Here is a 25,100-nt window from a genome sequence, read left to right as displayed (position 1 = left end):
CGAGAACGCGCCCGAACGCGATCATCAAGGCGCTGACCGACTGAGGCAATGATTAGGCCCTCCAGCGTAAGGCACCCGTCGCTGCCAGCCCCGCGGACTAGCGGGCTAATATTATAGGTGGTGCGCTTTGTCGCTCGCGCAAGGAGATGGCACGCCTCGGAATCAAGGGGGTAACTTTCCACGATCTGCGCGGGACGGCGATCACCTTTGCCTATGCCAATCTCGACAAGGCCCACGATGAGAAGATCAAGCTAATTTCGGAGATTTCAGGCCATTCGCAGGACGACGCCGAATCGACGGCCGGCTTGGCCATGGTCAGCTTGTCCATCTGTTTCCGGAGATCCGCGGCGGAGCGTTCGTTGAAGCCGGTTCCCACTCCCCCGACATAGACGAGCTCGCCTCCCTTGCGCGCGGCGAGCAGCAGCCGGCCGATACCCCCGAATGATGCCGTCGACATCTCATAGCCGACGATCGCGAAGCCATCGCTCTGGATGCATTTGATCTTCAGCCAGTCGCCGAGGCGGCCGGATCGATACGGGCTGTTACGGTCTTTCGCTATGATGCCTTCAAGGTCGTGTTCGCAAGCGATGCGCAGTAGCTGCTCGCCATCGGCCTCGATCTCCTCTGACAATCGAATAGCGTCCTCTCCGCCGGCGGGCACCAGTCCCTCGAGGAGGTGGCGCCGGGAGGTGAGCTCGGTTCCGGTCAGGTCATGGCCGTCGAAATAGAGAAGATCGAATGCCATGAAGATTGCATCTCTGGACGCCCCCTTGCCCCCTCGCCCGCCCAGCGACTGCTGGAGCATGCCGAAATCGGACCGGCCATGCGCGTCGAGCACGACGGCCTCTCCATCCAGGATCGCCGTTGAGACAGGTAGGCGCCTTGCCTCGGCCAAGATCGCCGGAAAGCGCTCGGTCCAATCGTGGCCGCCGCGCGTCAGGATGCGCACGCCCGACGGCTCGATGTGGACAGCCAGGCGATAGCCGTCCCACTTGATCTCAAAAACCCAATCATCGCCCTTCGGCGGTTTGGCCTTGAGCAGCGCTAGGCACGGCTCGACGCGCGCCGGCATCGGGTCCAGGGGCAGGTTCGGCTGGGCGGGATCTCGGCGCCGGCGCGGGCGGCTTCGGAGCTGCGTGTCGGCTTCACCGAGCAGCGGCAGGGAAGGTTTGCGGGACGGCTTCGCCATGCTGACACTTCAGCAGCGGCGCTCGGAAAAGCAATTTGCCCAAATTCATTAGGTGAGGGCCGGGAACTTTCTGTTGCAACGGCGGGTTTTTGCGCGAGGATGCGCTTTCGTCTGCTCCCCAGCAACTATGGCGCAGCCGCCTTTCCGTCTGTACAAACTAGCCCCGCCATCCAGCGGGGCTTTTTTTGCGGTGAACTCATGATACGGGAACCTGTTCAGGCAGTTATGGGTTGTGACGACGGGCCGCACGGCTTCAGTATCTTGTACTGCTGCACCCCTGTTCGCAGTGGCCGTGCGGTCCACCGGGCCGCTCTGGGACCCCTCATGGCTTAAAAGCCAATTCACCCAGATTGATTATTGAAGCGGCTAGGGCAATGTTCCGGGTATGCCCACTCGATACCAACCACTCTACAAATGGCGCGGCACGAAGATCGACGAACGCGATCAGCCGACGGATCTCGATTGGCTGGGCTATGACGGGGAAATAATCATCGGGAGGATACGAATGGAGAGCGGCGGGCCGAATAACAGCATGTGGCAATGGAGTGTTCTTGGCCCAAGTGTGCGCCGAAGGCTGACGCTCCACCAAGGCTTCGAAGTTGAACCGCGCGAGGCTATTCGAAAGGTCGAGGAATACTATCACCGGCTGATGCGTTTAAACGGAATGCGAGGAAGCAAGGATGATCGATGAACTGATCTTCTGCGCATCGCTGACGGCGGTCGATGGCGACACTGTAAAATGCGACGGGCAAAACATGCGGTTGTTGGGGGAAGGTATTCCGTTCGTCTCGGGCATAGACACGCCGGAGATCGGATCGCACGCGAAGTGCATGAAGGAACGGAAGCTGGCGCTAATCGCCAAGGGAAGGCTGAAAGAGCTACTGGCTGAAAAGGGCTTGCGGATCGTGTCGAGCGGCGCGGTGGACCGGACGCCTTCACACCGGCCGCTCGTCAACATCTACCGAACGAATGGGGAAGAAATCGGCAAGAAGCTTCTTCAGGAGGGTTTTGCGCGGACCTGGCAACCGACGAAGAGGAATGACTGGTGCGACCGATAGTCCACAGCCTCCACGCTTGAACCGGCCCTTTTCCGCCCTACCCTTTTTATAGGGGAAGGGAGGGCTGTCATGATCCCATTCCAGATTGCGCAGGCGCAAAACGTGCTGAACGACGCCGAGGTGGCGCTCTGCCAAAGGGTCTACGACCACGTCGTTTCGCTGAAGCAAATCAACACAGACGCTGAGCGTGAGGATTTAGCCTGCCGGATTATCCAGTCATTCCAGCATGGGGTGCAGGACGAGGCAGCGCTGCTGCGACTCCTAATTTGATCCGCGGCAAAATGATTTGTGCGGAACTGTACGGGAACAGCATCCGCTGAGTGATGGTTAACCGCTTAGATCGCGGGATAGCGTCTGCCCTGCACTGTTCCCGATCCACCCCCTCCACGGGGTTCGGGCCGCGCAGAGGTCAATGGTCCACTCCTTCACCAACCCCTTCTGCGCGGCTACCGGCTTGTGGGCACTTTTGAAGATCCCGCGGCCGCGCCTGCATCGTACGAAACCGTACGGGAACAAAGCAATCGCTTTTCCGTTCGAGCGGCAGGATCGCACAGGTTGCCCTTAGTGACGGGCCGTATGTCAACTCTTCCTTCCTGTGTGATCCGTCCTTTCCAAAATTGCCCCGTCTCGGCGGGGCTCTTTTTTATTGAAGGCGCTGAACAATGGCCGCCCGCGCAGCATCAGAACGTGGCAATCGACGACGTCAATCAATCGGTAACCAGATACACCTGTCACAGGCGCACTTAGGTTGTTTTCTGATATTGTCATCTCGTTGAATTGTAGATCGGAAACCAAATGTCTTCGCCTGCTCTTGTCACCGTTCATAGCTGGCTCCCCGGCACCGTGAATAAGAATTTCATCTCGCTGCAAGCAGCAATTGAATACGCTGGGGAGAACATTAACGAGCTTCAGGCGATCGAGATCCTTGTTCGCACTGGTACCCATCGTTACGCGATCCTTGAGGGCCATCAACTTGCTGCTTTGATTGAAATGGTTTGCACGACCCACTGAGCGGGTGACACGCAAAATGATTGGTGCAGCTGAGCCCAGCTACGCCCGGAATGATAGCTATAATGGAAAGGCCGCTTGCATAGCGGCCTCCTCCTCTTCAAGATTGCGAGGCTTCGTTCAGCCTGCGGACTTGATGCTCGTATTGCAAAGGCTCCAATAGCCGCCGCCCTTCTGGATCCACTTCAGATCGCCGAGCGTGCCGGCATCCTTGGCGGCATGATAGGCGTCGACGCAGGTATGGAGGCGACCCTTTCCAGGCGTCTCGCTCGAATACTTCTTGTCGATCGCCTTCGGGAACTTGACGCTCTTTGGCGCTGCGGCTGTCGGCTTTGCAGGCTCTTTGTCGGTTGTTTTTGCGATGTCCGCTTCGTCTTCCTTATCAGCGGCAGCAGCGTCCGCGCCGCAGAACTTGGCGCGGAAATCATTCCACTTCATGTCTTTGGCGGAGCCATCGGTTTTAGCCGCCTGATATTTCGTGCTGCATTCCTTCATCGTCAGCGCGTGCGCCGGCGTCGACATGATAAAAGCAGCAAGCAACGATCCGGCAGCGGAGAGAAGCAATTTGTGCGACATGTGATTGGCCTCGGTCGATGATGTTGATGTTTCAGTCTCCCTCTTCCGCCTGAGCTGTGACACCGATGACGGAAGGGTTCTATTGGGGCTGCTGCACAATGAACCTTCGATGAACAGCCCTGTGACCATTTGTCGGCGTTGCCGAAGCAGAGGAACGATCGGTGCGATTTGCGGCCTAAGCGCGCCTTAAAAGCGCGGGGACGAGCGGGCTAATATAAAGGTGACCGGCTTTGTCGCTCCCCGACGACAGCAAGCGGCCGCGCCACGGACGTGGCAATGCTCTCCGCAACGTCCGATTGGATATCAAGCGCTGGCTCTTTGCCTATATCGTCGTCGTAGTTTTCAGCCCAGACGACAGCGCCATCCGACCGCCTCACCAGTCGGGCCGACGATCTTAATCTCTGCCCAGCCATTAGCACGGTGCCCTGGAGCAAATAGAGACCATCTCTTTTACCCGACGTGCTATCGATCTTTACGACGATGTCCGGCAGTGAGACCAGCTTGGTCACCAGTTCGTAGGAAAGGCCTTCAGAGATGGCAGCCACTGCCGGCGTGCTGGGTACCGCCTCAAACGGCTCGACGAGAATCGATGGTTTCGTCGTCGTCGTAGCCGGATTCCGTGCGTCGAGCCAAACCAATAACTCAGCCAGGACGAAAACCCCTATGGTCGCAGCTGTCATAAGCCATTGCCACGGAAGCGTGACGACGGCATTGCGCGCATAAATCGCATTCCTAGGCGTGGGCTGGGGCTTCTGCGCTGGAGCTGTTTCCTGGACGTCCGACACCTCTCTTATCCGGAAGCTTGGCACGTAGGTGCCTATGGGGACGGTGATGAGAACTTCATCTTCCGGCCCCGCGAGCAGGTAGTATCGCTCCAACTCGCGGCGAATGCGAGTGGCCTGTACGCGGACACACGGGTCTCTCTGTGCGTCAAAGTAAACGTCCCGGCCAAATACCGCTTGGGCGATTGTGAAGGCCTTGAGGTATCCTCCTCTCCCATCGAGGGTTTCCTCGACGATGAACTGCAGAAATCTCCGCCCTAGATGCGGCAGGCCGAAGTCACGACTGCTCAATATGCGTTCGAGTTGCACCCTCACTCGATCTGGAGAAGGTTCACTGGTGGAGACAACGGCGATTGCACCTGCCATGGGCTCGCGCTCAGGTTCTAGTTGCGGTGAATGCAGGCGTTCATGCGCAGTGCAAAACAGATTGCCTGCACACGCTCAAAAACGGCAGCGGCACGGCCTTGACCAGCTGTGAACGTCGTAGTGGCAACTAGATCGCAAATGCCAACTACACGCGCTGATGGGCTCGCGACCAATCCACCCCTACACGTTTACAATATTTTTCTAATATAGCAAAGTCGTTGCAGGCGAGATATGGGCTGGATCAATGCGATGGACGACGTCCGGCTGCGGATGCGGAAAAACCGCGAGGAAGCAAGACTACCGCTGAATTGATCGTATCCAACCGCTTTTGCGCGGCCACCTGGTGCAACTAGAAAGTTTAGCGGCCACCCAACGCACAGGAGACACATTGCCTGGGGTAAGCAATAATCGCTGAGCGGCCAGATGAAACCTTAAAACATATTCTTTTGAGTTCTAGTTGATTTCTTTTCTGGTCATAAACCGCACAATCACTTTTGTTTTACTCGGAATACTTAAAGCCGCAGTTGCAAAAAGTATTGCAAAAAGATATAAATGTAACGCAAAATATTTGTGCAGCGCCTAGATACGCTTATCTACGATAACCCCCACCCTACTCATCCTTGCCGCCGCGGGGATTTTTTCCAATAAATCTACATAGTGTGTCTCATGTGCTTTAACCGGCCGGAAACTGCGGCACATCTACCTCCGGTCATGCAAATCCGCCTGCCAAAGGAGTTTTTCTTTATACGGCCGGGAACTGCGGCGGGCCAAAAAGGTTGTCCAGTAAATTGCCGGATGCTTTTCGACCTAGCAATTCACCTATCCCAGAGTTGGGTCGTGCGGAGGCAAGTTTTCGGTCTGCTCCCAAGCGACGCTCCGCGCGGCCCGACACCCGAAATCCACGGTATAGCAAAAGCGCCGCGAGACCTGTGATCGTGGGAGGTTGATCTTCAGCCAGTGTCGAAGCTGATCCGCGATCCGTATGGTGCGAAACTGTACGGGAACCGCTTCCTCGGACTCGTGGTTAACCACTTGGATCGTCGAGCAGCGTTTGCCCTGTCTGTTCGCGATCTACCCCTTCCCAGGGGTTCGGACCGCGCAGAGGTTATGGTCTACTCCTTCTTCCAACCGCTTCTGCGCGGCCACCTGGAGCAATTAGAAAATTCAGCGGCCGCCCAACGCACAGGAGAAGTAAATGCTTGGGTTTTAGCAGATCGCTGAGCGGCCGTATGAAAGTTACCAGAAATTGCAAAGCGGTTGTATCGGTAGCAGGCCGCTTTGTACGATATCGAACACTTCTGCATTTAAACGCTTAGAAAAAAACAATCTCCAGAACGGTCTATGCATTGCAACTAATGAAATTCTCATCATAGTGGACAGTGCCTCGCCAGAGGCGCAGCTTTAGAAACCACCCCCCTCACTGAGCCCCGCGAAGGCGGGGTTTCTCTTCCGGCAGGCGAAACTGCGTCGGCAATATTCTCTTTTTGTATGATTGGACTTTGGCCGGCGGGCTAAGTTCCTCTGTCCGAAACCGTACAGGAACTAACAATTGCGTTTTCGGTTAGAGCGACGGATCGCGCAGGTGGCCTTTGTGACGGGGCCGTATGTAACTCGTCCCTTCCTGTGCGATCCGTCCTTTCCAAGATTGCCCCGTCTCGGCGGGGCTTTTTTGAAGCGCCCAACGGTCCCAGCCTTGTCTCCAAAAAAAATCCGACTGCCGGGAACAATAGGCTTCATTGGCGGTAAGGATGTCGGGCCGTGCGGAGATTTGTGCAGGCAGCCACTCGACATTTCGATGTGCGACCCAACTCAACCCAGAACTAGCCCCGCTCCCCAAAAAGCGGGGCCTTTTTCGGGCAAGAATATCTCAGTTGATCATCAGCCAGTGTCTAATCTAGGCCACAGCGCCGTCACTGGCGTAGCCGACGATCCCTCCCTCCATTAGACCAGCAAGGCTATCAATCCTGAAATGCCAGAGCCGAGCGACTTGAGGTGTTTCCACTCCTCAGGGTTGGCTGGACAGCATCGTGATTTTTCTGGACCGTATCCTTATGCTTGTGAGCTGATTGCGCAGCTGGGAATTGAGCCGGCATTCATCTCAACAGCTTTCCGCGCAGATTGATCCGAATGGCAGACCGGCTCTCGTGAACGTTGTCCTCTCGTCGCTCAACTCATTCCGCAGGAGGTTGACGTCCTCATCGATACCGGTAAGCCTTCCCTCCACGCCTAGAGGGGCCCGGTGATTAATGACACGACGTGAAGCTGGCGGAGCCGACGTAATTCAACATCCACAGGAAGAGGTGGATGCCGGCACGGCGATCCGGATCGCAACAGCCAGAGAAGGCGAGCGGATATACCAGAGGCGTGCATCATACCGGGCTAGAGCCGGCTGCAGGCACCTCGATCTCGATAAGCAGGCCGTCATCGAACCAGGTTTTCTCGACGTGCCCCCTCAGTTGCTTTTCCACCATAGCGCCGACAATCACCGTACCAAAGCCTCGTTTGGTTGGCTTGGGCAGCGGGCCCGCACCTACCTCTTTCCATCTCAACCTGAAGCCGTCATCCGCCGGTCCGGGCGCCCAGTCAATCGACAACTTTCCTTGCGGCTTGGCAAGCGCACCGTGACGAGCCGCGTTAACGGCCAGTTCGTGAAGGACGAGCGCGACCGGCTGGACAACTGTCGCCGGCAGCCTGATATCAGGGCCGTTTAAAGCAATACGGGTGGCCGCGAAAGGCGTCACCTGCAGCCGAACGAGCTCCTCAACCGAGATATTGGCCCACCCTCGCTCTGCCAGCAAATTATGTGCGCGGGCTAGCGCCTGCACACGGTGTTGGATAGCCGCGGCATAAAGGGCCGCATCGTCGGCGTTGCTGAGGCGAACGATACTGTCAACGATGGCGAGGACATTCTTCGACCGGTGGTCGACCTCCATGAGGAGGCGATGCTCGGAAGCCTCAAGCGCCTCAACCCGCCGGTAGTCCGTCATGTCGATTTGCGATCCAAAGAAATACAGGATCCGTCCGTCATCCCCATGGATGGGGCTCAAGTGCAGGCGGTTCCAGAATGGCTCCCCGCTTTTCTTATAATTGAGGATCTCGACGCTGACCTCCCGCTCCTCGGCAATGCAGGCGCGAATCTCGGCAACAGCAATCGGTGAGGTCGCAGGCCCTTGCAGAAACCGGCAATTGCGACCCACCACCTGGTCAGCGGCATACCCTGTCAAATCAAGGAATGACTTGTTTGCCAGAACGATCGGAAGATCGGGTTTGCGCGCATCCGTCACGACCATGGGCATCCGGGTGCGCTCGAACGCGACCGCCGCTAATTCTTTCCGATCAGCCAAGGCTGCTTTTGACGACGCCGAAGGCAGGTCTCCGTGTAAGTTCTTTGTCGAGTGAGTCGTCATGTTTCTACGCTTCATCAGTCATCGGCTGATAACGTCGCCTGCGCCCCTTTGTTTCCCGACGATCACCTACTGCCTTACTTCAGAGCTTTGCGGACACCGTGCCGCATAAGCATCCCGCGCGATGGCACTGCGGCAGCATCAGGTATAGGATTGGGGCAAGTCCATTCTCATGTGATCTGAACAATCAGGTGCGGAGCAAGACCATGAACCGCTTTTCGCATCCCAGTCGGGCTCGTGAGCGCTTTCTCGAAGCCATCCTCCAGAGTGCCATCGAATATGCGATCATTGCCGTGGATCTAGAAGGTCTCGTCACCACATGGAATGAAGGGGCACGCCGGATCCTCGGTTGGGAAGATACCGAAATCATCGGTCAGCCTGTGGCCGTGATTTTCACGGAGAAGGATCGTGAGGCCGGGGCGCCTTCACGAGAAATGACCGCCGCTTTGAAGGACGGCCATGGAGACGACGAACGCTGGCACGTTCGAAAGGATGGCTCGTTATTCTGGGCGTCGGGCCAGATGATGGCGTTGAGGTCGGATGATGGCGAACTGGAGGGCTTCCTGAAGATCCTCAGAGATCGAACCGAGCAGAGAGAAAACGAGGAGCGCCAGCGCGTCCTGATGCACGAGCTTTCCCATCGCATCAAGAATACGCTGGCCGTCGTCCAGGCGATCATTAGCCAGTCCTTTCGAAGTGCGAACAGCATGGCGGAGGCCGAGCAGTCGATCTCGGCGCGCATCAACGCCTATGCAAACGCCCATGATATTTTACTGCAGAAGAACTGGCTATCGGCGACCATGGATACGATTGTCGGGGCCACTGCAATCAATCTCGGACTCGAGCCCGACCGTATCGAGGCAAGTGGTCCCGAAGTCAATCTTAACCCCCAGGCGGCGCTTTCGTTCTCCCTCGTACTGCACGAACTGGTCACGAACGCGACGAAATACGGGGCTTTGTCGGTGGATACCGGATCTGTCAAAATCGAGTGGTCGGTGCTGCAAAACGCCGGCAACGCTCGCTTTCACCTGCTTTGGCAGGAACGCGGCGGACCAGTGGTTGGAAGACCCAAGAAAAAGGGCTTCGGCTCGCGGCTCGTTAGAGCGAGTCTCGCCGCGTTCGGAGACGTCTCTCTCGATTATGCTTCAACGGGTATCGTTATCAGACTCGATGCGCCGCTTCAGAAGCTGCAAGCCAAAGATTGTTCCGGCTCCCCGGCATAATATCGGTCAGCAGGCGGTTCCGATCGGCCGATGCCAAAACCGACGGCTTTGCAGGCCTCTAGCATGCGGCACAAACAGCGGGCGGCCATGGTTCAAGGCCGGACCGGCGCTGAACACATCAGAACGCTCGAACGTCTGTCCGTTAATCCATCGAACCACCTGACATTTGCTGACAACGACCTTGGGGGCCGGATCTTGGGCGAGGGACTCTTATGTGGCTGCCCGGGCTTCCTCGTTCCGTCTGCGCTGGTGCCCGAAGCACCTTCGCCTTCCCTGCTGGGGCGCAAAAAGTTTTTATGGAACACACACCCCCCCGGGAACAAAGCTGGAAGACCGAGGTTCGGCGCCCACAAAGGATTGAATCCAGGGAGACTCTCGATGACAAATAATTTTTCCGCTCCCGCAGGAGGACGCGTTCCGTCTGCCAATGCCCCACCAGTTACTGACCTCAAGAACAAGCTCAACGAGGATGTCGACTCGACAAGGGAGATGATCAAGGAGGGGTCTGGCGCCGTCATCGAGAAGGTCGACGCGGTTATTTCCGATAAGACGCACTATGCCGCCCATCAGGTGAGCGGCGTGGCGAAAGCTCTGGAGAAGGTCGGCGCAGAACTAGAAAGCGCTGATCAGCCACAAGTCGGCCGATACGCTCGCGAAGTCGGCCAGAGCATCGCAAAAGTTGCCGAAAGGATAGAGGGCAAGGATCTCGGTGAGATGGCCACGCTGGTCGAGAATTTCGGGCGCAGGCAGCCAATGGCATTTCTTGGAATCGCGGCACTCGCGGGCTTAACCGCAAGTCGTTTTCTGATCGCGTCTGCAAAAAGGAATGACAAGGCCCGACCGACCGGGCCATCGCAAACGGTGGGATCGTTCTCCGGACGCGAGGGCAATTCAAATGACTAAGACCTCTGAAAACACGCCGCTGTCCGAATTGATCAGCGGCCTTCTGCGCGACGTCACCGGTCTGCTGCGCAAAGAAATCGACCTTGCCAAAACGGAAGCGGCCGAAAAACTATCGGATGCTTTGAGCGGTGTCGAAATCCTGCTGATCGGCCTGGTACTGGCAATCGGGGCGGTCGGCATCCTGTTGAGCGCCATCGTCAGCGGTGTCGCTGCATTCCTCGTGGCTCATGGGTTTGCCGAGCCGACCGCCAATGCGCTGGCGTCCGCAGCCGTAGGCGTCGTCATCGGGCTGATTGCTTGGATCATGATCGCACGTGGTCTCGCTGTCTTCCGACGCAACAATCTGATGCTCGAGCGAACCACCACTTCGCTTGGTCGCGACGTGCAAACCGTGAAGGATAAACTGTGATGGAAACCTCGACAGACAAAACATCGGCCGAGCTGCAGCGAGAAATCGAGCGAGATCGGCAACGGCTTGGAGATCGAATAGACGCCATCCAGGAGCGAATGTCACCTGGCCAATTGGTGGACGAGGTTCTTGCTTACGCGAGGAATAGCGGAGGCAGCGAGTTCGTCGGAAACCTTGGGCGAACGCTGAAAGAAAATCCCTTGCCGGCGGCGTTGATGGGCGTCAGTCTGGCTTGGCTGATGGCCAAAGGCTCCCCTTCGACGACCGCACGCGATTCTTCACGAGAGCCGGAATACGAACTCTACCCTGTTCAGGGACCGGTTCGTCGACTTGGCCCGCCAACATCGATCGGGGGCGTGCGATATAGTCATTTCAGCGATGGCTCTGGCCGGCAACTGAAAGCGCTCACCGACGAAGCGGGACGGCGCGCCGGCCATTTTATGGACGAGACAGGCAAGACCTATCGCGGTTTCGTCGATGCCAGCGGAAAACAAGTCCATCAGATCCTCGACGAGACGGGGGCGATGTTCGACGCGGCATCCGGATGGGCTGCGGAAAAATGGGAGCAAGTTAAGACGACAGCGCAAGATCTTGCAGAGAGAGCGGTGGGAACAGCAAATCTGCAGGAAAAGGCCACGGACCTCAACACCTTTTTCCTTACGCAGTTTCGCGATCAGCCGCTGGTCGGAGGGGCGCTGGCATTTGCTGTCGGAGCTGCTATTGGCGCCGCTCTTCCAAGGACGGAGACGGAAGACCAATTGGCAGGAGAAGCCTCAGACGCCGCCAAGGACGCGTTGGGCGCGCAGACCTCCGAGCTTGTGGATCGAGGGAAAGCCGTTGCATCTGACGTCTTTGAACGTGCGGTCGAAGTGGCATCGGACGCGCACGACGAGATCAAAGATCGCTTGTCGGAGGAGGTGGATGCATTGAAGGGCAGTGCAGCAACTGGCCAAAACACGGCAACACCAGGATGACCATTTTTCACACCCTGACGTTCACCAGGCGAAAGACCGAAATCCCAGTCGCGGTCCCGAGTTTCTCTTCCGAACCAGACCGGCGCATCATCGCAGCTTCGCTCCGCCACGGATGCATATCGAGCTCCGCTTTTCGCCAGACGCCGGCCGCCGCACCCTGTGGCGTCGATAAACTCGCTGCGCTGGTCCTCCGCCTCTGCGGGCAACACTTTCCTGGTTGCCAAATTGGCGGGGATAGCCACCTCTCCGGCCCGCGAGGCAGTTCTGGCCTATCGGTCGAGCGGTTGGCGGCTAGGTCGCGATCTCAACAGCTAGTGACGGTCGATTTCAACTTCGACCTTCTTGCGCGATTCCCTGCGGTCTTCACAGGCTTCTTGATGGCGCTCATGACCAGATCGCCTTCGTGGGGGTGCTCTCGTCGGGTTCTTCGTTCCCAAGGCCTTCCCGCCGGGCGACGGTAATGATCACCTTATCAAATGCTTCTCTAACCGCGACAATGCGGTCCGGGGCAAGCGGATTGCCCTCGACGCTGAACCACTGATGCCCATAGCGATGATGAAAGGGAGCGTCGGGAGCTGCGAAGCGGGCGTTCGGGAGGCTGAGGCGCCAAGAAGACGCCAACGGCGCAAGCTGTGCCCCGCTCGACCGACACAGAGCACCGTCGATCACTCCGATGCCGGGGCTTGTCGTTGGGTCAGGTAGATTGATTTGGTTACGATCTTCAAGATGAGAGCGTCTTCGCTGTGGTACCGTATCGTACAGTCGTTGAGCCAAATGTCCCTGCCTGAAAATTCGGTCGTTTGGATGAGTTCTGCATCTATGCTTCCCTTGGCAACTTCGATGCAAGATGGAAAACGATGATCCTCGAAGGCAGGCATTCCATATCGGCAATGGACCGGTTCTTACCGCCTTTCGAAAAGGTTGGAATTTCCGGCTCCTTCGACGAAGGGACACGCTCTGCGAATGAGGAAAAATCACCTGAGGAGCTGAGCTCGGGAAGTTGCGTGGTTGATGCAATCCTCCCACAAGACCACGGGGTCCAACCCCCTAATGCAGATCGGGCGCGAAGTAATCCGCGCCCGTCGGGAACATTCGGATGAGGCGACGTTACTTCGAATTCTTGTGGCTCTGTTCGCCGGCCTTGACGTGCTGCTCGTGCGACCCGCCCTGCTTGCCTGACGAGGTGCCTGTCTTTGCCGACGAAGCGCCCTTGGCTGAGCCCGACTTCGAGCCGCCTTTGGAATGCGATGTATCTGTTCCACTGGATGCCATGATCTATTCCTCCTTGAGAGATCTTGATGATCCCGGGGGAGTGAACTTTGATTTGAAGATCAAGTTCCCAAGAAAGTTCGACTATACGCGATGGCTGCATATGCAATGAATGCGCTTGGTCGCCGACGTCGTTTGATCAGGAGCAGCCGCCGAGGGTAAAGTCGTCTGCCCCACCCTTTATCATTCCGCAGTCATTTCGTTCAGCCGATGCATGTTGTTGGCTCGAGCAACGTCTGCCATCTCTCTCCGGGCCTCGCCGCCAATGCTCCCGTCCTCCAGGCGGCCTTCGTCCTTCCAGGTCGTGTATGCGCGTCAGCGGCGGTGGTCGCCCTGGTCCAGTTTCGGCAAGGGCTCCCGCGAGCCGCCGGAATGGCGCGGGCTACCGGGTCTTTTCTGTCCCCGCCGGCGTCGTAACCTGCGTCGGGCCACCACCATTCCCGCTCGGGCTTGGAGACCGGTCCGTCGCCTCGGGCGGACGGCCGCTGCCATCGGCGGCATTATTGTCAAACGTACCCGGTCCGGAAGGCTGCGCATTGATCGGATCGGGCGTCGTCGAGGCGGTCGGCTTCGCATCCCCATCGATACTCTCGCCCCATATCTCAACGCCGCCCCACGCCAGCAATGCGAGCACGATCCCGAAGACAAGAACGGCAAAAACCGGTTTTCCGTAGCTCCCCTGCCTTGCTTCGGTGGCAGTTTCCGTGACCCTTGGCTCTCCAGGGCCGCTGCGGTTCGTACCCATGTTATTCTCCTCAAGATGTAGCCTTAGACGTGTCGATTTCCTCGAGAACCAGTCTGATTGTGTTGCGATTTGCGTCGAAGACTTGGACGCACAGCATGGGGGGAACGTCGGGCCGCCATTTCGGACAGGGCCGTTCGCGCCTCTTTGATAGGATCTTCGGTTGAATTGAGCTCGTAGGCCAATTCCGTGGAGCGACGCCTTCGTGGTCGAGCAGTTGGAAATAGAATATCGCCATCGCCGGCCTCAATATCCGCCGACGATCGGCAAAATCTCGCCGGTGATGTAACTCGACATCTGCGGGGACGCGAGAAAGACGTACGCGGGCGCGATTTCCTCGGGCTGGGCCGCACGCTTCATTGGCGTCTGACTGCCGAATTTCGCAACGTTATCGGCCTGCTTGTCCGAAGGATTTAATGGCGTCCAGACGGGGCCTGGCGCGACGGCGTTGACGCGAATGCCCTTTGGGACAAGTTGGCTAGAGAGAGCCTTGGTGAAAGCATCGTCATCGAGTAGTCCAGCAACTCCATCGACCCTTCCAGTCCTGTCACCGATCCTGTGTTGATGATCGCCGACCCGTTCCTCATGTGAGGTATGGCCGCTTTCGCCATGTAGAAGTAGCCGTAGAGATTGGTTTTCAGGGTCTCATCGAAATGTTCATCCGTCAGGTCCTCGATGTCAGCGGTGTGGACCTGGAACGCTGCATTGTTTACGAGTACATCGAGGCGGGAGAACTGCTCGGTAGTCCTTTGAACAGCTTCCCGGCAGAACTTCGGATCCTTTACGTCGCCCTTGACGACGAGGCATTGGCGGCCCTCCTTTTCGATAGCCGCCTTCGTGCCCGCCGCATCCTGATCCTCGTCGAGATGAACAATGGCAATATCGGCACCCTCCCTTGCGAACAGGATCGCAACGGAACGACCGATGCCGGAATCCCCACCTGTTATGAGGGCAACCTTGTCCTTTAGTTTTCCCGAGCCCTCATAGAAGGGTGCGTCATACATCGGGGCGAGCGGAAGATCGGCTTCGGAGCCGGGCTTGTCTTGATGAACTTTCGGGAATGGTGGTTCAGGATAATGCCGAGCGCCAGCCTGCATTGCGCCGGTCGCCTTCAATTTCGCTTTCTTGTCAGCCCTTTCGACCTGAGCCTGGATATCGCGCTGCTTCGTGGCGGTGGCTTTCGATGACATCTCGCTCTCCTGTTGTCGTAGGAACACAACGTTAGCGATGCAAAAAGGTCCCCGCGGCGGCAGCAAAAAGACCCGCAGACCTCACCGACCGGTGTGCCGTCCGCTGCCTGCTTCAGCACGAACGCGATCTGCGCTTCCGAAAACTTCGAGGCCTTCATCGAATTCTCCTCTTCTTCTCATCGGGGATCATAAGTGGAAAATTCCAGTTCCAAATGGCCTAAATTATTGGGGGCACGTCAGGGGCACGTCAACGGCCTCGTACCGGTGACGATCGTGAGAACGGCCGCTGGCTGCTGCCCACTGCCACAAGGATGGCCCATCGAAGGGAACGAAATCCAGACGCCTTGGTTAGGCATCCGTAGGTGGCGTCTCACAGGCGCCGCACGATGAAATCTAGTGCAGGAGCATGTCGTGACCGTCTTGATGTTCAGCAGAGTAAGAAGCGATCGAGAAGCTCCGGATGTAGCCTTCGTGACCAGTGACGGCGATGACCGGAAACTCTACAGGTTCGCCCTCCAATACAATATGGACGGAAAAAACTGGGCGACCGAAATATGGGCATACTCGTCCAAGGATGCCGAAGAGCGGGTGGCAGCGATGCGACATTCGCTGATGATGTGCGGCCAGCTCTACGGCGAGGTGGAAGCATAACACCGCTGTTGAAGGTCAGCCGTTCGTTTGCTCCGCAAATTTGATGCAAGCTGCCTATACGATGACCAACTCCCCAATGCGATCGGCCATTTTCATCCGGACCACGCCGACGGCTTGTTCGCTCCACCCGTCAACTCTCCTTCGCCGATGGCACTCTAATGCAGCTTTAACCAAACCCTATTGTCGCGCTCGCCGTGGAGGCGGCTATAGTACTTTGATACGGACCAGCGAGAAGAATTTGGAAACTTCAGCTCTGCGACTCTCTGTAGGCGCTGAAATCGGACGATCGATCACATAATCTGCTTTGGTCCGATATCGTACTGCAACGAAGCGCATCGTGCCGCTTTCCTTCTTATCACAGGAGGGAAACATGAAGTCCTCATTTCCAACAAGCACCGCGTCTGACTGCAGGAAAACGTCCGCCATCGAATTGGAAATCGTTCAGTTGACACCGGCGTTACGCGCCTTTGCTCGAAGGTTCCTGCGCAGCGAAGACGACATCGATGACCTCGTGCAGGAAACCCTGGTGAAGGCCCTGCACTCTCTGCACCTCTACCAGCCCGGCACCTCTCTTAAGTCCTGGTTGTTCACAATACTCAAAAACACCTTTTGCACGATCTACCGCCGACAGAAACGTGAGCCAACGGCAGTGGAGGCGGCTTTGGAAAAAGTCGCGATTGCGCCGAGCCAGGAATGGGCACTGCGCGAGCGCGAGCTGCAGCAAGCTTTGACGAAACTTCCAGACGACAGGCGACGCGCATTGATACTGGTGGCGACCGGGACAAGCTATGAGGACGCTGCAAGGCTGTGTGGCTGCCGGCTCGGCACCTTGAAAAGCCGGGTCAACCGGGCACGCGGATCCTTGCTGTCGATGCTCGGAAACAATTTGGTCGACTGATCCCATCTGCCGTGATCAGTCGAAAACTATGCAGGGATTCTATCTTGAGAGACCCGCGCCCGACCCGTTGAAGCAACATTGCATGTCACTCATCCAATGGATGCTCACACTTAAGTTTCCCGCCTCAAATGCCGCGAAGCCGTTGCATGGAACAGTTGGGCTCTGTCGGAGTTCGGCGTGACGGAACGTCGGTCAGATTGTCTTCGCAAGATTTGTCGAGAGGCCCAAATGTCAGCCAGAGCAAAAAATCATCCCAAAATCGGTAAGGGCAGCCATATAGCAGGCGGTTGGGGAGCCGCCAGATCGACCGGAGAGATTCTCCTGCGCGAGCACGTGCCGCGATCCGGACCGTCGCTGCTTGCCCATCAAAACAAAGCCGATGGCTATATGTGCGTCAGTTGCGCCTGGGCCAAGCCTGCTAAGCCTCATCCGATGGAATTCTGCGAGAACGGCGCCAAGGCGACTGCGTGGGAGATTACCTCCCGGCGTGCCGACCGCGCCTTCTTCGCAGCCCATACCCTGCATGAGCTGGAAGAGTGGAGCGATCACGATCTTGAGGAGCAAGGCCGCCTGACCCACCCGATGCGCTGGAACAGCGAAACCGACAAATACGAGCCGGTGAGCTGGACCGAAGCGTTCGAAGAAATCGGCAGGGAACTTCGGTCGCTTGCTCCGCAGCAGGTCGATTTTTACACTTCCGGACGAGCCTCCCTGGAAACGGCCTATATGTACCAGCTTTTCGCCCGCATCTTCGGCAGCAACAACCTGCCCGACTCCTCCAACATGTGTCACGAAAGCTCCTCGGTCGCTCTGCCGGAAAGTATCGGCTCCTCCGTCGGCACGGCGATGCTGTCGGACTTTCAAAATTGCGACTGCATTTTCTACTTGGCTCAGAACGTCAACACCTCATCGCCCCGAATGCTTCATGACCTGCAGGATGCCGTCGATAGAGGCGTGAAGATCGTGACCTTCAATCCATTGCGCGAACCCGGTCTCGAGCGCTTCATCAATCCGCAAATGCCCGGCCAGATGCTGACAGGTCACTCGACGCCTATCTCGTCGGAGTATTATCAGGTCAGAAACGGGGGCGACATTGCAGCGCTCTTCGGTGTCTGCAAGGCGCTGATCGAAGCCGACGATGCCCTGAAGACGTCAGGGATCAGCAAGGTCTCTGGCAGTGATTCCATGCCAAAGGATCCGACAAATGCTGCAACGGTCGTTTTTGCCGCCTCGATGGCGGCAGCCGATACCAGGCATGTGTTGGACCACGATTTTATCCAGACCCACACGTCGGGTTTCGAAGAATTTGCCGCTGCTGCGCGCGGACACGACTGGGCGGAGTTGGAGAGGGTGTCAGGCCTTTCCCGCGAACAGATGACCCAGGCGGCAGACACATATGCCAAAGCCGAGGCCGTGCTGATGATTTACGGCATGGGGCTAACCCAGCATGTAATGGGCGTCGAGAATGTTCATATGGTCGTCAATCTAGCTCTGTTGCGCGGCAATATCGGCAAACCCGGCGCCAACATCTGTGCCGTGCGAGGCCACTCGAACGTTCAGGGCCAGCGCACGGTCGGGATCACGGAAAAACCCGGTCTGGCGCCGCTCGATAAGCTTTCGGAACTCTATGCGTTCGAGCCGCCGACCTGGGAAGGTCGCTCGACCGTCGATACCTGCAGGGCGATTATGCAGAGCGAAGCGAAAGCCTTTGTCAGTCTCGGCGGCAACTTTTTGCGAGCCATACCGGAAACGCACGCGATGGAGGAAGCATGGCGGAAGCTTCGCCTGACCGTACAAATCGCGACCAAGCTCAACCGCAGCCATGTCGTCCATGGCGAAATTGCCTATCTCCTGCCCTGTCTCGGCCGGCTGGAAGTCGATGAACAAGCAAGCGGGCCGCAAGCTGTCTCAATCGAAAGCTCGGTGGCGCATTTCCACGGATCGCGCGGAAGGGCAAAACCCGCAAGCAAGGAGCTTCTTTCGGAGCCTGCAATTATCGCTGGGATTGCAAAAGCAACCCTGACGAAGGGCCAGGTCCCCTGGGACGAATGGGTCGGCGATTATTCAAAAATTCGAGATTCAATCGAAAGGACCTATCCCGAAACCTTCAGGGACTTCAACAAACGCATGTTTCAGCCGGGGGGCTTTCCGCGGCCGGTGCCGGCCCGGCAGCGAAAGTTCGCCACATCCAACAAGAAAGCCAATTTCATCACGCCGCCGCGGCTCTTTCCGCAGTTCGACATCAGCCCGGCCGCCATCGAGGTTCTCAATCTCGCGACGTTGCGCTCGAACGACCAGTTCAACACAACGATCTACGGCTATGGCGACCGCTACCGCGGCGTGGATGGCACCAGAAAGGTCGTTTTCATGAACGAAGAAGACATCGAGCGGCTAGGCCTCAAGGACGGCGACGTCGTTGATCTAACAACTGCAATTGATGTTGCGACGACGCGTCGTGTCACCGGCTTCAGGGTCGCTCGGCACGACATGCCGAAGGGATGCTGCGCAGCCTATTACCCGGAGGCAAACCCCCTCTTCCCGCTTGCCCATCACGACGCCAAAGCCAAAACGCCGTCCTACAAGCTATTGCCGGTCCGAGTGAGCCCTTCCGGCGCCGCGTCGCCATCCTGATTCTGGACCCGCGGCGATGGGCGAGACCAGACGTTTCAATTGGCTTGCGGCAGGAACCCTTCTTTGCATGTTGCTGATCGGCGCGGCGATCGGCTGGGCACGACACCCCCGCCAATACCGGGCCGATCCCCCGGTTGCATCAGCGCTCGATCAGTTCAAGCTGATGCCCGACCGCATCGGCGGAACGCCGCCGGATGTTTATTTCGCGATCGGCAAACCCTATGAGGCGACGGCCTTCGATCTGAGCCAGGGCAAGCGTCTTTATTCCTGGTTTGGTTGCTCCGGTTGCCATGGAGATGGACGCGGCGGAACAGGGCCCTCCTTTCTCGACGGGTGGTGGTTCTACGGTTCTGAAATGGTATCGGTCGTCGCATCCATTCGTGATGGCCGACCCCACGGCATGCCATCCTACGCCAAGAAAATGACGAGCGACCAGATCTGGCAGCTTGCCGGCTATGTCAGGACGATTGGGGCCTATTCCCCACCCTATACCGCTACGAGCCGAAACGACGACAAGCATACCAGGCCGTCTGAAAACCGCGCACCGGCCGCGGGTCTTTTCGAGCAAGGACCGGCCGGCGTTCGCTCCGATCGAGGTGTCCAGCCTTGAAAATCGTCCTGGCATGCGCTCCGTTTCTTCCCGGTTGCGCCGGTACACAATCGGCGCTTAATGCGAATGGGCCGTCGGCCCTTGCACTTCAGAACCTCATATTTCTGTTCATCGCCGTCTGCGGCCTCGTCTTCGTGTTGGTGATGGGGGTGATGGTATGGGCCTTGGTGCGCGGAAGGCATGCGCCCGCGGGCCGGCCGCAGACGGAGCGTTCGATGGGTAGGGTTGTCGCCGGCGCCGTTGTTGCAACTTCCATCATCATAACCTTCCTGACCGCGGCCAGCTTCTACGCCACGCCCGAACTGAATCGCGGCGGGGTCGATGCGCCGACGATTCTCGTTCGGGGCCAGCAGTGGTGGTGGCAATTCACCTATCTCGATCCCGATCCTGCGAAGACCTTCCAGACCGCCAACGAGCTGCATATCCCGGTCGGGAAAGACGTGCGCCTTCGCCTTGAGGCGAGCGACGTCATCCATTCCTTTTGGGTGCCGAACCTCACCGGAAAGCAGGATCTTGTTCCCGGCCGCGAAAACGCGCTGACGCTTCATGCGAGCCAGGCCGGCGTCTACCGCGGTCAGTGCGCCGAATTCTGCGGCCTGCAGCACAGCCATATGGCGCTGCTCGTCATCGCCGACGAGCCAGAGGCCTATGCCCAATGGCTGGATGCGCAAAGGGAGGTAGCCGCCGCTCCGAAAGAAAGTGAAGCCGCCGCCGGCAAGATCGTGTTCATGCGCAAGCCCTGCGCCGCCTGCCATACGATCCGCGGCACCGAGGCATCCGGCACGACCGGACCAGACCTCACCCATGTTGGCAGCCGGAGCACGATCGGCGCGGGGCTGGCTCAAAATACGCGCGGATCGCTCGCCGCATGGACTGCCGATCCGCAAACGCTGAAGCCGGGAAACAACATGCCGTTGGTTCCCGTCACCAGCGAGGAGTTGCGCCAATTGAGCGCCTATATGAGTGGGCTCCAATGAAACCGCACTCCAAAAATCCCACCCATGCTGATCTGGCCGCCGGCGATGAAAGGGCCGAAGCTTTCCTTAAGGCCACATGGTCGACGCCAGCAGGGATCGTTGCGGCTCTCTCGACCGTGGATCACAAGATCATCGGACGGCGCTACATCGCCACGGCCTTCGCGTTTTTAATGCTTGGCGGCGTCCTAGCGCTGGCCATGCGCCTCCAGCTCGCGTTTCCGGAAGCCCGTTTCATCAGCGCCGACCGCTACAACCAGATCTTTACCGTACATGGGAGCAATATGATGTTTCTGTTTGCCGTGCCAGTGATGGAGGCGATGGCGGTCTACCTCGTTCCCCTCATGGTGGGCACCCGCAACATCGCCTTTCCCCGGTTGAATGCCTTCTCTTACTGGATCTTTCTCGCCGGCGGGCTGCTTCTATGGGCGTCTCTCGCGCTCGACACTGCCCCCGATGTCGGATGGTTCGCCTACGTGCCACTGGCAGGCCCGCAATACGGCCCGGGCAAACGCGCTGACATATGGGCCCAGATGATTACCTTCACGGAAGTCTCAGCCCTGGCCGTTGCCGTCGAAATTGTCGTCACCGTCTTCAAAATGCGAGCGCCGGGCATGTCGCTCGATCGGATCCCGATCTTTGTCTGGTCGATGCTGGTCACCGCCTTTCTGGTGATCATGGCAATGCCAGCAATCATGCTCGCCAGTTCATCGCTGATTCTCGATCGGCTGGTCGGCACCCAGTTCTTCAATCCCGCAGAAGGCGGCGATGCGCTCCTGTGGCAGCATCTGTTCTGGTTCTTCGGCCATCCGGAGGTCTATATTATCTTCTTGCCTGCCGTCGGCATGGTTTCGGCGATGATCTCCACCTTTACGCAGCGCCCTGCCTTCGGCTATCTGCCGCTGGTGCTGGCGATGATTGCGACTGGTGCTCTCGCCTTCGGGTTGTGGGTGCACCACATGTTCGTAGCCGGCCTACCGCCTTTGGGCAGCAGCTTCTTCACCGCATCAAGCATGGCGATCGCCATTCCGGCAGGCACCCAGATCTTCTGCTGGCTGGCAACCCTGTGGGCCGGACGCCCCGTCTTCAAGACACCGATGCTGTTCATCATCGGCTTCCTCATTACGTTCGTGATTGGCGGTCTGACCGGCGTCATGGTGGCTTCGGTACCGTTCGACACCCAGGTTCATGATACTTATTTCGTCGTAGCGCATTTTCATTACGTGCTGATTGGAGGTTCGGTTTTCCCCCTCATCGGCGCGATCTATTATTGGTTTCCGAAAATGACCGGGCGAATGATGAGCGAACGGCTCGGGCGCTGGGCCTTCGGCCTGATCTTCACCGGCTTTCACCTCACTTTCTTCCCGATGCATGTCCTCGGCCTGCAAGGCATGCCGCGGCGCGTCTACACCTATCCGCCGGAATTGCCCTGGGCGGGCCTGAACCTTTTCATCAGCCTCAGTGCCGTCATCCTCGCGGCGGGCTTCCTCGTCTTCTTCATCGACGTCCTGCGCAGTTTCCGGTATGGGCCGCCGGCAGGCGCCAATCCCTGGAATGCTTCGACACTGGAATGGGCGACGTTGTCGCCCCCGCCGCCTTATAACTTCCGGCACATTCCCATCGTCGACTCCAGGGAGCCGCTCTGGACGTCGGGCGATGCGCTGGCGGTGGCAACCGGTCTGCGGCTCGACCGGCGCGAGCTGATCGTCAGCGGTCTCACATCTGCCGATCCGGAAGCCCGGGAATTGTCGCCGGCCAATTCGATCTGGCCATTTCTGGCAGCCATTGCCACGAGTATCATGCTGATCGCCTCGATATTCAGTCCCTGGGCGGTCATCTGGGGCGCCGTCCCGGTGGCGATCACGCTCACGGGCTGGTTCTGGCCGAAACAAACGCCGGAGGACGAATCATGAAAGAACGCATCGCCCTCGATCTGTCGAAGCTTCCCCCGCATGGCATGGGCAGCGCGAGCCTGACCTTCTGGGGTACTAGCGCCTTCATGCTGATCGAAGGCACAGGTTTTGCGCTAGCGATCGCAGTTTATTTCTACCTGATGAGCCTTGCGCCTCAGTGGCCGATCGAAGCCCCTCCTCCGGACCTTCCCGCCGGCACGATCCTGACACTGCTGCTCCTTATGAGCGTCGTGCCGAACATGTTGGTTTCCCGGTGGGCGAAGCAGAGGGACCTTCGTAAGGTGCGGGCCGGCCTGATCGTCATGGCCATTCTGGGACTTCTTCCCCTCATACCGCGCGCGTTTGAATTCTCGGCCCTCCATATCAATTGGGATGATAACGCCTACGGATCAATCGGCTGGACCCTGCTTGGCCTGCATACGACCCACATCGTGACCGACTTCGTCGATACCGTCGTTCTCTCCTGCCTAATGTTTTCAAAGCACGGAGACAATATGCGGCGCTACGGCGATGTCGAGGACAACGCGCTCTACTGGAACTTTGTCGTCCTTGCCTGGCTTCCCATCTACGGGTGCATCTACTGGGTGCCGCGATTATGAGAACACGAAGCGCCATCATCGTTTTTGCTGCCACTGCGATAAGCCAACCGGCGATCGCCCACGATGGGCATGCGCATTCAAGCGTACTCCCGTGGACCGCCGATCCGTGGATCCTTTCCCCGCTTGTTCTCAGCGCAATCCTTTACGGCTGCGGCAGCCTTCGCTTCCGGCCGCGATTGACTGCAAGCCGCCGCGCGTCTCAACGCCGGATGACGAGCTTCTGGGCAGGCTGGTGCGTGCTTGCCGGCGCGCTCATCTCACCCTTGCATTGGCTTGGCGAACAGCTCTTTACCGTTCACATGATCGAACATGAGCTGGTCATGGCGGTTTCCGCACCGCTCATCGTGCTGGCGCGCCCTTCCGCCATGCTGCTCTGGAGCCTTCCAAAGTCGATAAGACGCCGGACAGGACAGGCCGTTTCCAACAAGGCGGTCCGCAAGACATGGACTTTCCTCACCAATGGCACGGTTGCAACGCTGGTGCACGGCGCCGCGATCTGGGCCTGGCACGCACCCGTCCTCTTCGACGCAGCCATCGAAAGCGTCTCACTCCATCGCCTGCAGCATCTTTGCTTTTTTGTGACCGCCTTCCTCTTCTGGTGGTCGGTCATATGGAAGACCAACAGGGGGCTTGCCGCCTGGCACCTCTTTCTCACCATGTTGCATATGAGCATTCTTGGTGCCCTGATCGCACTTTCGCCGAAGGTGCTTTATGGCCTGCAGACACAAACCTCCGGGAATTGGGGTCTCTCGCCGCTTGAAGACCAGCAGCTGGCCGGCCTGGTCATGTGGGTTCCCGCCGGGATCGTCTACGCAGCTGCGGCGCTTGCGTTGGTAGCTCTTTGGATCAGGGATTCGGCAAAGGGAGGCGCAGGTGGAACACGCATCATTGCTTCGTAGCTCGCTTCGCCCGGCCATCATCGTCGGCGCCTGTGCGCTGAGCCTGACCGCCGCTTTGGCACTGACCGACGTCTATCGCGCGCGCTCCGAAAGGTTCGCCAGTGCGACTGCCCTGACAAGAGGCGACCCCAGCCGTGCCGCTGTGATCTTTCGTCGATACGGGTGCAGCGGATGTCATACCATCCCTGGTATCGACGGTGCGGACGGCAAGGTCGGGGGCGATCTTTCCGGTCTGCGCGAGCGGGTCTATATCGCCGGCGTGCTCAACAACTCCGCCGATAACCTGGTCGGCTGGATCGTCACGCCCCAGAGCTATTCTCCGAAGACCGCGATGCCGACGACCGGGATATCGGAGAAGGAAGCACGTGACCTCGCGGCCTATCTCTACGCCCATTAGATACAATCACTCTCGGCCGGGGCTCCCAACGGAACTCGTTCAGGTGAACTTGGCGCATCTAACCTTTTTTGGCGATAGCACGGCAAGCAGGGGGCCCACAGTGAGCGACCGGACGATATCACCTGTCCCCTCGCACTTATCCGTTTCCCAAGCTGCAGAATAAGCGCATGATCAGCGGCTGGGAGAAAGGACAAAGGGATGGACAGAGGTATGGTGGAGAAACATCTGCAGCAGGCCCTAGAGCATGTGGCCCTAGGAGGACATCACATCGCTCGGCAGCGGGAGATCGTGGCTCAGTTGACGAACCGCGGCTCCGACGCCAGCGAAGCGCAACGACTTCTGGAGGTTTATGAGGAGTCGCAGGTGTTGCATGTCGCTCACCTTGATAGGCTCAAGGCCGAGCTGCATGCTCTCCGATAAGAAGCATGCGGCTTC

23 protein-coding genes and 1 pseudogene are annotated in these 25,100 nt (G+C 58.2%); 17 read left to right on the top strand and 7 right to left on the bottom strand.

The window, feature by feature from the left end; translation table 11 throughout:
- Positions 1 to 211 precede the first annotated feature (211 nt).
- Complete coding sequence (ligD, locus tag OS035_RS06350; RefSeq protein WP_183857141.1) at positions 212 to 1,189, bottom strand: non-homologous end-joining DNA ligase; 978 nt, start codon at positions 1,187 to 1,189, stop codon at positions 212 to 214.
- 680 nt (positions 1,190 to 1,869) lie between these two features.
- On the opposite strand from ligD, the gene OS035_RS06345 reads away from it, so the two are divergent.
- The 3 genes from OS035_RS06345 to OS035_RS06335 all read left to right on the top strand — a co-directional run bounded on the left by OS035_RS06345 (position 1,870) and on the right by OS035_RS06335 (position 3,258).
- A complete protein-coding gene (locus OS035_RS06345) occupies positions 1,870 to 2,247 on the top strand; it encodes a thermonuclease family protein (RefSeq protein WP_183857143.1) in 378 nt (125 codons plus the stop codon).
- Positions 2,248 to 2,316: 69 nt separating this feature from the next.
- Positions 2,317 to 2,517, top strand: a complete 201-nt coding sequence (locus OS035_RS06340; protein ID WP_183857145.1) for a hypothetical protein — start codon at positions 2,317 to 2,319, stop codon at positions 2,515 to 2,517.
- A gap of 525 nt (positions 2,518 to 3,042) precedes the next feature.
- Complete coding sequence (locus OS035_RS06335) at positions 3,043 to 3,258, top strand: hypothetical protein (protein WP_183857147.1); 216 nt, start codon at positions 3,043 to 3,045, stop codon at positions 3,256 to 3,258.
- Positions 3,259 to 3,375: 117 nt separating this feature from the next.
- On the opposite strand, the gene OS035_RS06330 is transcribed toward OS035_RS06335, so the two are convergent.
- The 3 genes from OS035_RS06330 to lov all read right to left on the bottom strand — a co-directional run bounded on the left by OS035_RS06330 (position 3,376) and on the right by lov (position 8,386).
- The gene (locus tag OS035_RS06330) at positions 3,376 to 3,831 is read right to left on the bottom strand and encodes a hypothetical protein (protein WP_183857148.1); all 456 of its coding nucleotides are present in this window, start codon (positions 3,829 to 3,831) and stop codon (positions 3,376 to 3,378) included.
- Positions 3,832 to 4,040: 209 nt separating this feature from the next.
- Positions 4,041 to 4,979: a hypothetical protein gene (locus OS035_RS06325; protein ID WP_331813532.1), complete on the bottom strand. Its 939-nt coding sequence runs from the start codon at positions 4,977 to 4,979 to the stop codon at positions 4,041 to 4,043.
- A gap of 2,369 nt (positions 4,980 to 7,348) precedes the next feature.
- Positions 7,349 to 8,386 (bottom strand): blue-light-activated histidine kinase, encoded by a 1,038-nt coding sequence (lov, locus tag OS035_RS06320; protein ID WP_331813531.1) that lies wholly within the window; start codon positions 8,384 to 8,386, stop codon positions 7,349 to 7,351.
- Positions 8,387 to 8,589: 203 nt separating this feature from the next.
- On the opposite strand from lov, the gene OS035_RS06315 reads away from it, so the two are divergent.
- The 4 genes from OS035_RS06315 to OS035_RS06300 all read left to right on the top strand — a co-directional run bounded on the left by OS035_RS06315 (position 8,590) and on the right by OS035_RS06300 (position 11,892).
- Positions 8,590 to 9,606, top strand: a complete 1,017-nt coding sequence (locus OS035_RS06315) for a sensor histidine kinase (RefSeq protein ID WP_331813530.1) — start codon at positions 8,590 to 8,592, stop codon at positions 9,604 to 9,606.
- A 378-nt stretch (positions 9,607 to 9,984) separates the two neighbouring features.
- On the top strand, positions 9,985 to 10,509 hold the full coding sequence (locus OS035_RS06310) for a nutrient deprivation-induced protein (protein ID WP_331813529.1): 525 nt from the start codon (positions 9,985 to 9,987) through the stop codon (positions 10,507 to 10,509).
- Positions 10,502 to 10,918, top strand: a complete 417-nt coding sequence (locus OS035_RS06305) for a phage holin family protein (RefSeq protein WP_183780508.1) — start codon at positions 10,502 to 10,504, stop codon at positions 10,916 to 10,918. The genes OS035_RS06310 and OS035_RS06305 overlap by 8 nt, the downstream gene beginning before the upstream one ends.
- The gene (locus OS035_RS06300) at positions 10,918 to 11,892 is read left to right on the top strand and encodes a DUF3618 domain-containing protein (RefSeq protein WP_331813528.1); all 975 of its coding nucleotides are present in this window, start codon (positions 10,918 to 10,920) and stop codon (positions 11,890 to 11,892) included. Before OS035_RS06305 ends, OS035_RS06300 begins: the two co-directional genes overlap by 1 nt.
- Before the next feature lie 1,107 nt (positions 11,893 to 12,999).
- Here OS035_RS06300 and OS035_RS06295 read toward each other — a convergent pair.
- The 3 genes and pseudogenes from OS035_RS06295 to OS035_RS06285 form a co-directional block, all read right to left on the bottom strand.
- Positions 13,000 to 13,164, bottom strand: a complete 165-nt coding sequence (locus OS035_RS06295; protein ID WP_183780500.1) for a hypothetical protein — start codon at positions 13,162 to 13,164, stop codon at positions 13,000 to 13,002.
- Positions 13,165 to 13,543: 379 nt separating this feature from the next.
- Positions 13,544 to 13,906, bottom strand: coding sequence for a hypothetical protein (locus OS035_RS06290; RefSeq protein ID WP_331813527.1), 363 nt, complete (start codon positions 13,904 to 13,906; stop codon positions 13,544 to 13,546).
- Between the two features lie 243 nt (positions 13,907 to 14,149).
- Positions 14,150 to 15,093: pseudogene (locus OS035_RS06285) on the bottom strand (SDR family oxidoreductase).
- A 411-nt stretch (positions 15,094 to 15,504) separates the two neighbouring features.
- On the opposite strand from OS035_RS06285, the gene OS035_RS06280 reads away from it, so the two are divergent.
- From OS035_RS06280 to OS035_RS06235, 10 genes are all read left to right on the top strand, one after another.
- Positions 15,505 to 15,744, top strand: a complete 240-nt coding sequence (locus OS035_RS06280) for a hypothetical protein (protein ID WP_331813526.1) — start codon at positions 15,505 to 15,507, stop codon at positions 15,742 to 15,744.
- Between the two features lie 370 nt (positions 15,745 to 16,114).
- A complete protein-coding gene (locus OS035_RS06275) occupies positions 16,115 to 16,642 on the top strand; it encodes a sigma-70 family RNA polymerase sigma factor (RefSeq protein ID WP_331813525.1) in 528 nt (175 codons plus the stop codon).
- Positions 16,643 to 16,870: 228 nt separating this feature from the next.
- Positions 16,871 to 19,273, top strand: coding sequence for an FdhF/YdeP family oxidoreductase (locus tag OS035_RS06270; protein WP_331813524.1), 2,403 nt, complete (start codon positions 16,871 to 16,873; stop codon positions 19,271 to 19,273).
- Positions 19,274 to 19,289: 16 nt separating this feature from the next.
- On the top strand, positions 19,290 to 19,883 hold the full coding sequence (locus OS035_RS06265) for a c-type cytochrome (protein WP_331813523.1): 594 nt from the start codon (positions 19,290 to 19,292) through the stop codon (positions 19,881 to 19,883).
- Positions 19,880 to 20,860: a cytochrome c oxidase subunit II gene (coxB, locus tag OS035_RS06260; RefSeq protein ID WP_331813522.1), complete on the top strand. Its 981-nt coding sequence runs from the start codon at positions 19,880 to 19,882 to the stop codon at positions 20,858 to 20,860. Before OS035_RS06265 ends, coxB begins: the two co-directional genes overlap by 4 nt.
- Complete coding sequence (ctaD, locus tag OS035_RS06255) at positions 20,857 to 22,770, top strand: cytochrome c oxidase subunit I (RefSeq protein ID WP_331813551.1); 1,914 nt, start codon at positions 20,857 to 20,859, stop codon at positions 22,768 to 22,770. Before coxB ends, ctaD begins: the two co-directional genes overlap by 4 nt.
- Positions 22,767 to 23,369: a cytochrome c oxidase subunit 3 gene (locus OS035_RS06250; RefSeq protein WP_331813521.1), complete on the top strand. Its 603-nt coding sequence runs from the start codon at positions 22,767 to 22,769 to the stop codon at positions 23,367 to 23,369. Before ctaD ends, OS035_RS06250 begins: the two co-directional genes overlap by 4 nt.
- Positions 23,366 to 24,268, top strand: coding sequence for a cytochrome c oxidase assembly protein (locus OS035_RS06245; RefSeq protein ID WP_331813520.1), 903 nt, complete (start codon positions 23,366 to 23,368; stop codon positions 24,266 to 24,268). The genes OS035_RS06250 and OS035_RS06245 overlap by 4 nt, the downstream gene beginning before the upstream one ends.
- Complete coding sequence (locus tag OS035_RS06240; protein WP_183780477.1) at positions 24,243 to 24,665, top strand: c-type cytochrome; 423 nt, start codon at positions 24,243 to 24,245, stop codon at positions 24,663 to 24,665. The genes OS035_RS06245 and OS035_RS06240 overlap by 26 nt, the downstream gene beginning before the upstream one ends.
- Positions 24,666 to 24,875: 210 nt before the next feature.
- Positions 24,876 to 25,085: a hypothetical protein gene (locus tag OS035_RS06235; protein ID WP_331813519.1), complete on the top strand. Its 210-nt coding sequence runs from the start codon at positions 24,876 to 24,878 to the stop codon at positions 25,083 to 25,085.
- Positions 25,086 to 25,100 lie beyond the last annotated feature (15 nt).

The sequence above is a fragment of the Rhizobium sp. 268 genome, assembly GCF_036571585.1.
Classification (GTDB): domain Bacteria; phylum Pseudomonadota; class Alphaproteobacteria; order Rhizobiales; family Rhizobiaceae; genus Rhizobium; species Rhizobium redzepovicii.
Note: the sequence above shows the minus strand (reverse complement) of the source record. Positions and strands in the feature narration are given on the sequence as shown.

Bases quoted from the DNA above. Each gene is read 5' to 3' on its own strand.
- OS035_RS06250 (WP_331813521.1), top strand. From the start codon at position 22,767: ATGAAAGAACGCATCGCCCTCGATCTGTCGAAGCTTCCCCCGCATGGC.
- OS035_RS06245 (WP_331813520.1), top strand. From the start codon at position 23,366: ATGAGAACACGAAGCGCCATCATCGTTTTTGCTGCCACTGCGATAAGC.
- OS035_RS06340 (WP_183857145.1), top strand. From the start codon at position 2,317: ATGATCCCATTCCAGATTGCGCAGGCGCAAAACGTGCTGAACGACGCC.
- OS035_RS06270 (WP_331813524.1), top strand. From the start codon at position 16,871: ATGTCAGCCAGAGCAAAAAATCATCCCAAAATCGGTAAGGGCAGCCAT.
- OS035_RS06295 (WP_183780500.1), bottom strand. From the start codon at position 13,164: ATGGCATCCAGTGGAACAGATACATCGCATTCCAAAGGCGGCTCGAAG.
- OS035_RS06265 (WP_331813523.1), top strand. From the start codon at position 19,290: ATGGGCGAGACCAGACGTTTCAATTGGCTTGCGGCAGGAACCCTTCTT.
- OS035_RS06305 (WP_183780508.1), top strand. From the start codon at position 10,502: ATGACTAAGACCTCTGAAAACACGCCGCTGTCCGAATTGATCAGCGGC.
- ctaD (WP_331813551.1), top strand. From the start codon at position 20,857: ATGAAACCGCACTCCAAAAATCCCACCCATGCTGATCTGGCCGCCGGC.
- OS035_RS06290 (WP_331813527.1), bottom strand. From the start codon at position 13,906: ATGGGTACGAACCGCAGCGGCCCTGGAGAGCCAAGGGTCACGGAAACT.
- OS035_RS06330 (WP_183857148.1), bottom strand. From the start codon at position 3,831: ATGTCGCACAAATTGCTTCTCTCCGCTGCCGGATCGTTGCTTGCTGCT.
- OS035_RS06235 (WP_331813519.1), top strand. From the start codon at position 24,876: ATGGTGGAGAAACATCTGCAGCAGGCCCTAGAGCATGTGGCCCTAGGA.
- OS035_RS06275 (WP_331813525.1), top strand. From the start codon at position 16,115: ATGAAGTCCTCATTTCCAACAAGCACCGCGTCTGACTGCAGGAAAACG.
- OS035_RS06310 (WP_331813529.1), top strand. From the start codon at position 9,985: ATGACAAATAATTTTTCCGCTCCCGCAGGAGGACGCGTTCCGTCTGCC.
- OS035_RS06300 (WP_331813528.1), top strand. From the start codon at position 10,918: ATGGAAACCTCGACAGACAAAACATCGGCCGAGCTGCAGCGAGAAATC.
- OS035_RS06345 (WP_183857143.1), top strand. From the start codon at position 1,870: ATGATCGATGAACTGATCTTCTGCGCATCGCTGACGGCGGTCGATGGC.
- OS035_RS06335 (WP_183857147.1), top strand. From the start codon at position 3,043: ATGTCTTCGCCTGCTCTTGTCACCGTTCATAGCTGGCTCCCCGGCACC.
- ligD (WP_183857141.1), bottom strand. From the start codon at position 1,189: ATGGCGAAGCCGTCCCGCAAACCTTCCCTGCCGCTGCTCGGTGAAGCC.
- OS035_RS06325 (WP_331813532.1), bottom strand. From the start codon at position 4,979: ATGGCAGGTGCAATCGCCGTTGTCTCCACCAGTGAACCTTCTCCAGAT.
- OS035_RS06315 (WP_331813530.1), top strand. From the start codon at position 8,590: ATGAACCGCTTTTCGCATCCCAGTCGGGCTCGTGAGCGCTTTCTCGAA.
- lov (WP_331813531.1), bottom strand. From the start codon at position 8,386: ATGACGACTCACTCGACAAAGAACTTACACGGAGACCTGCCTTCGGCG.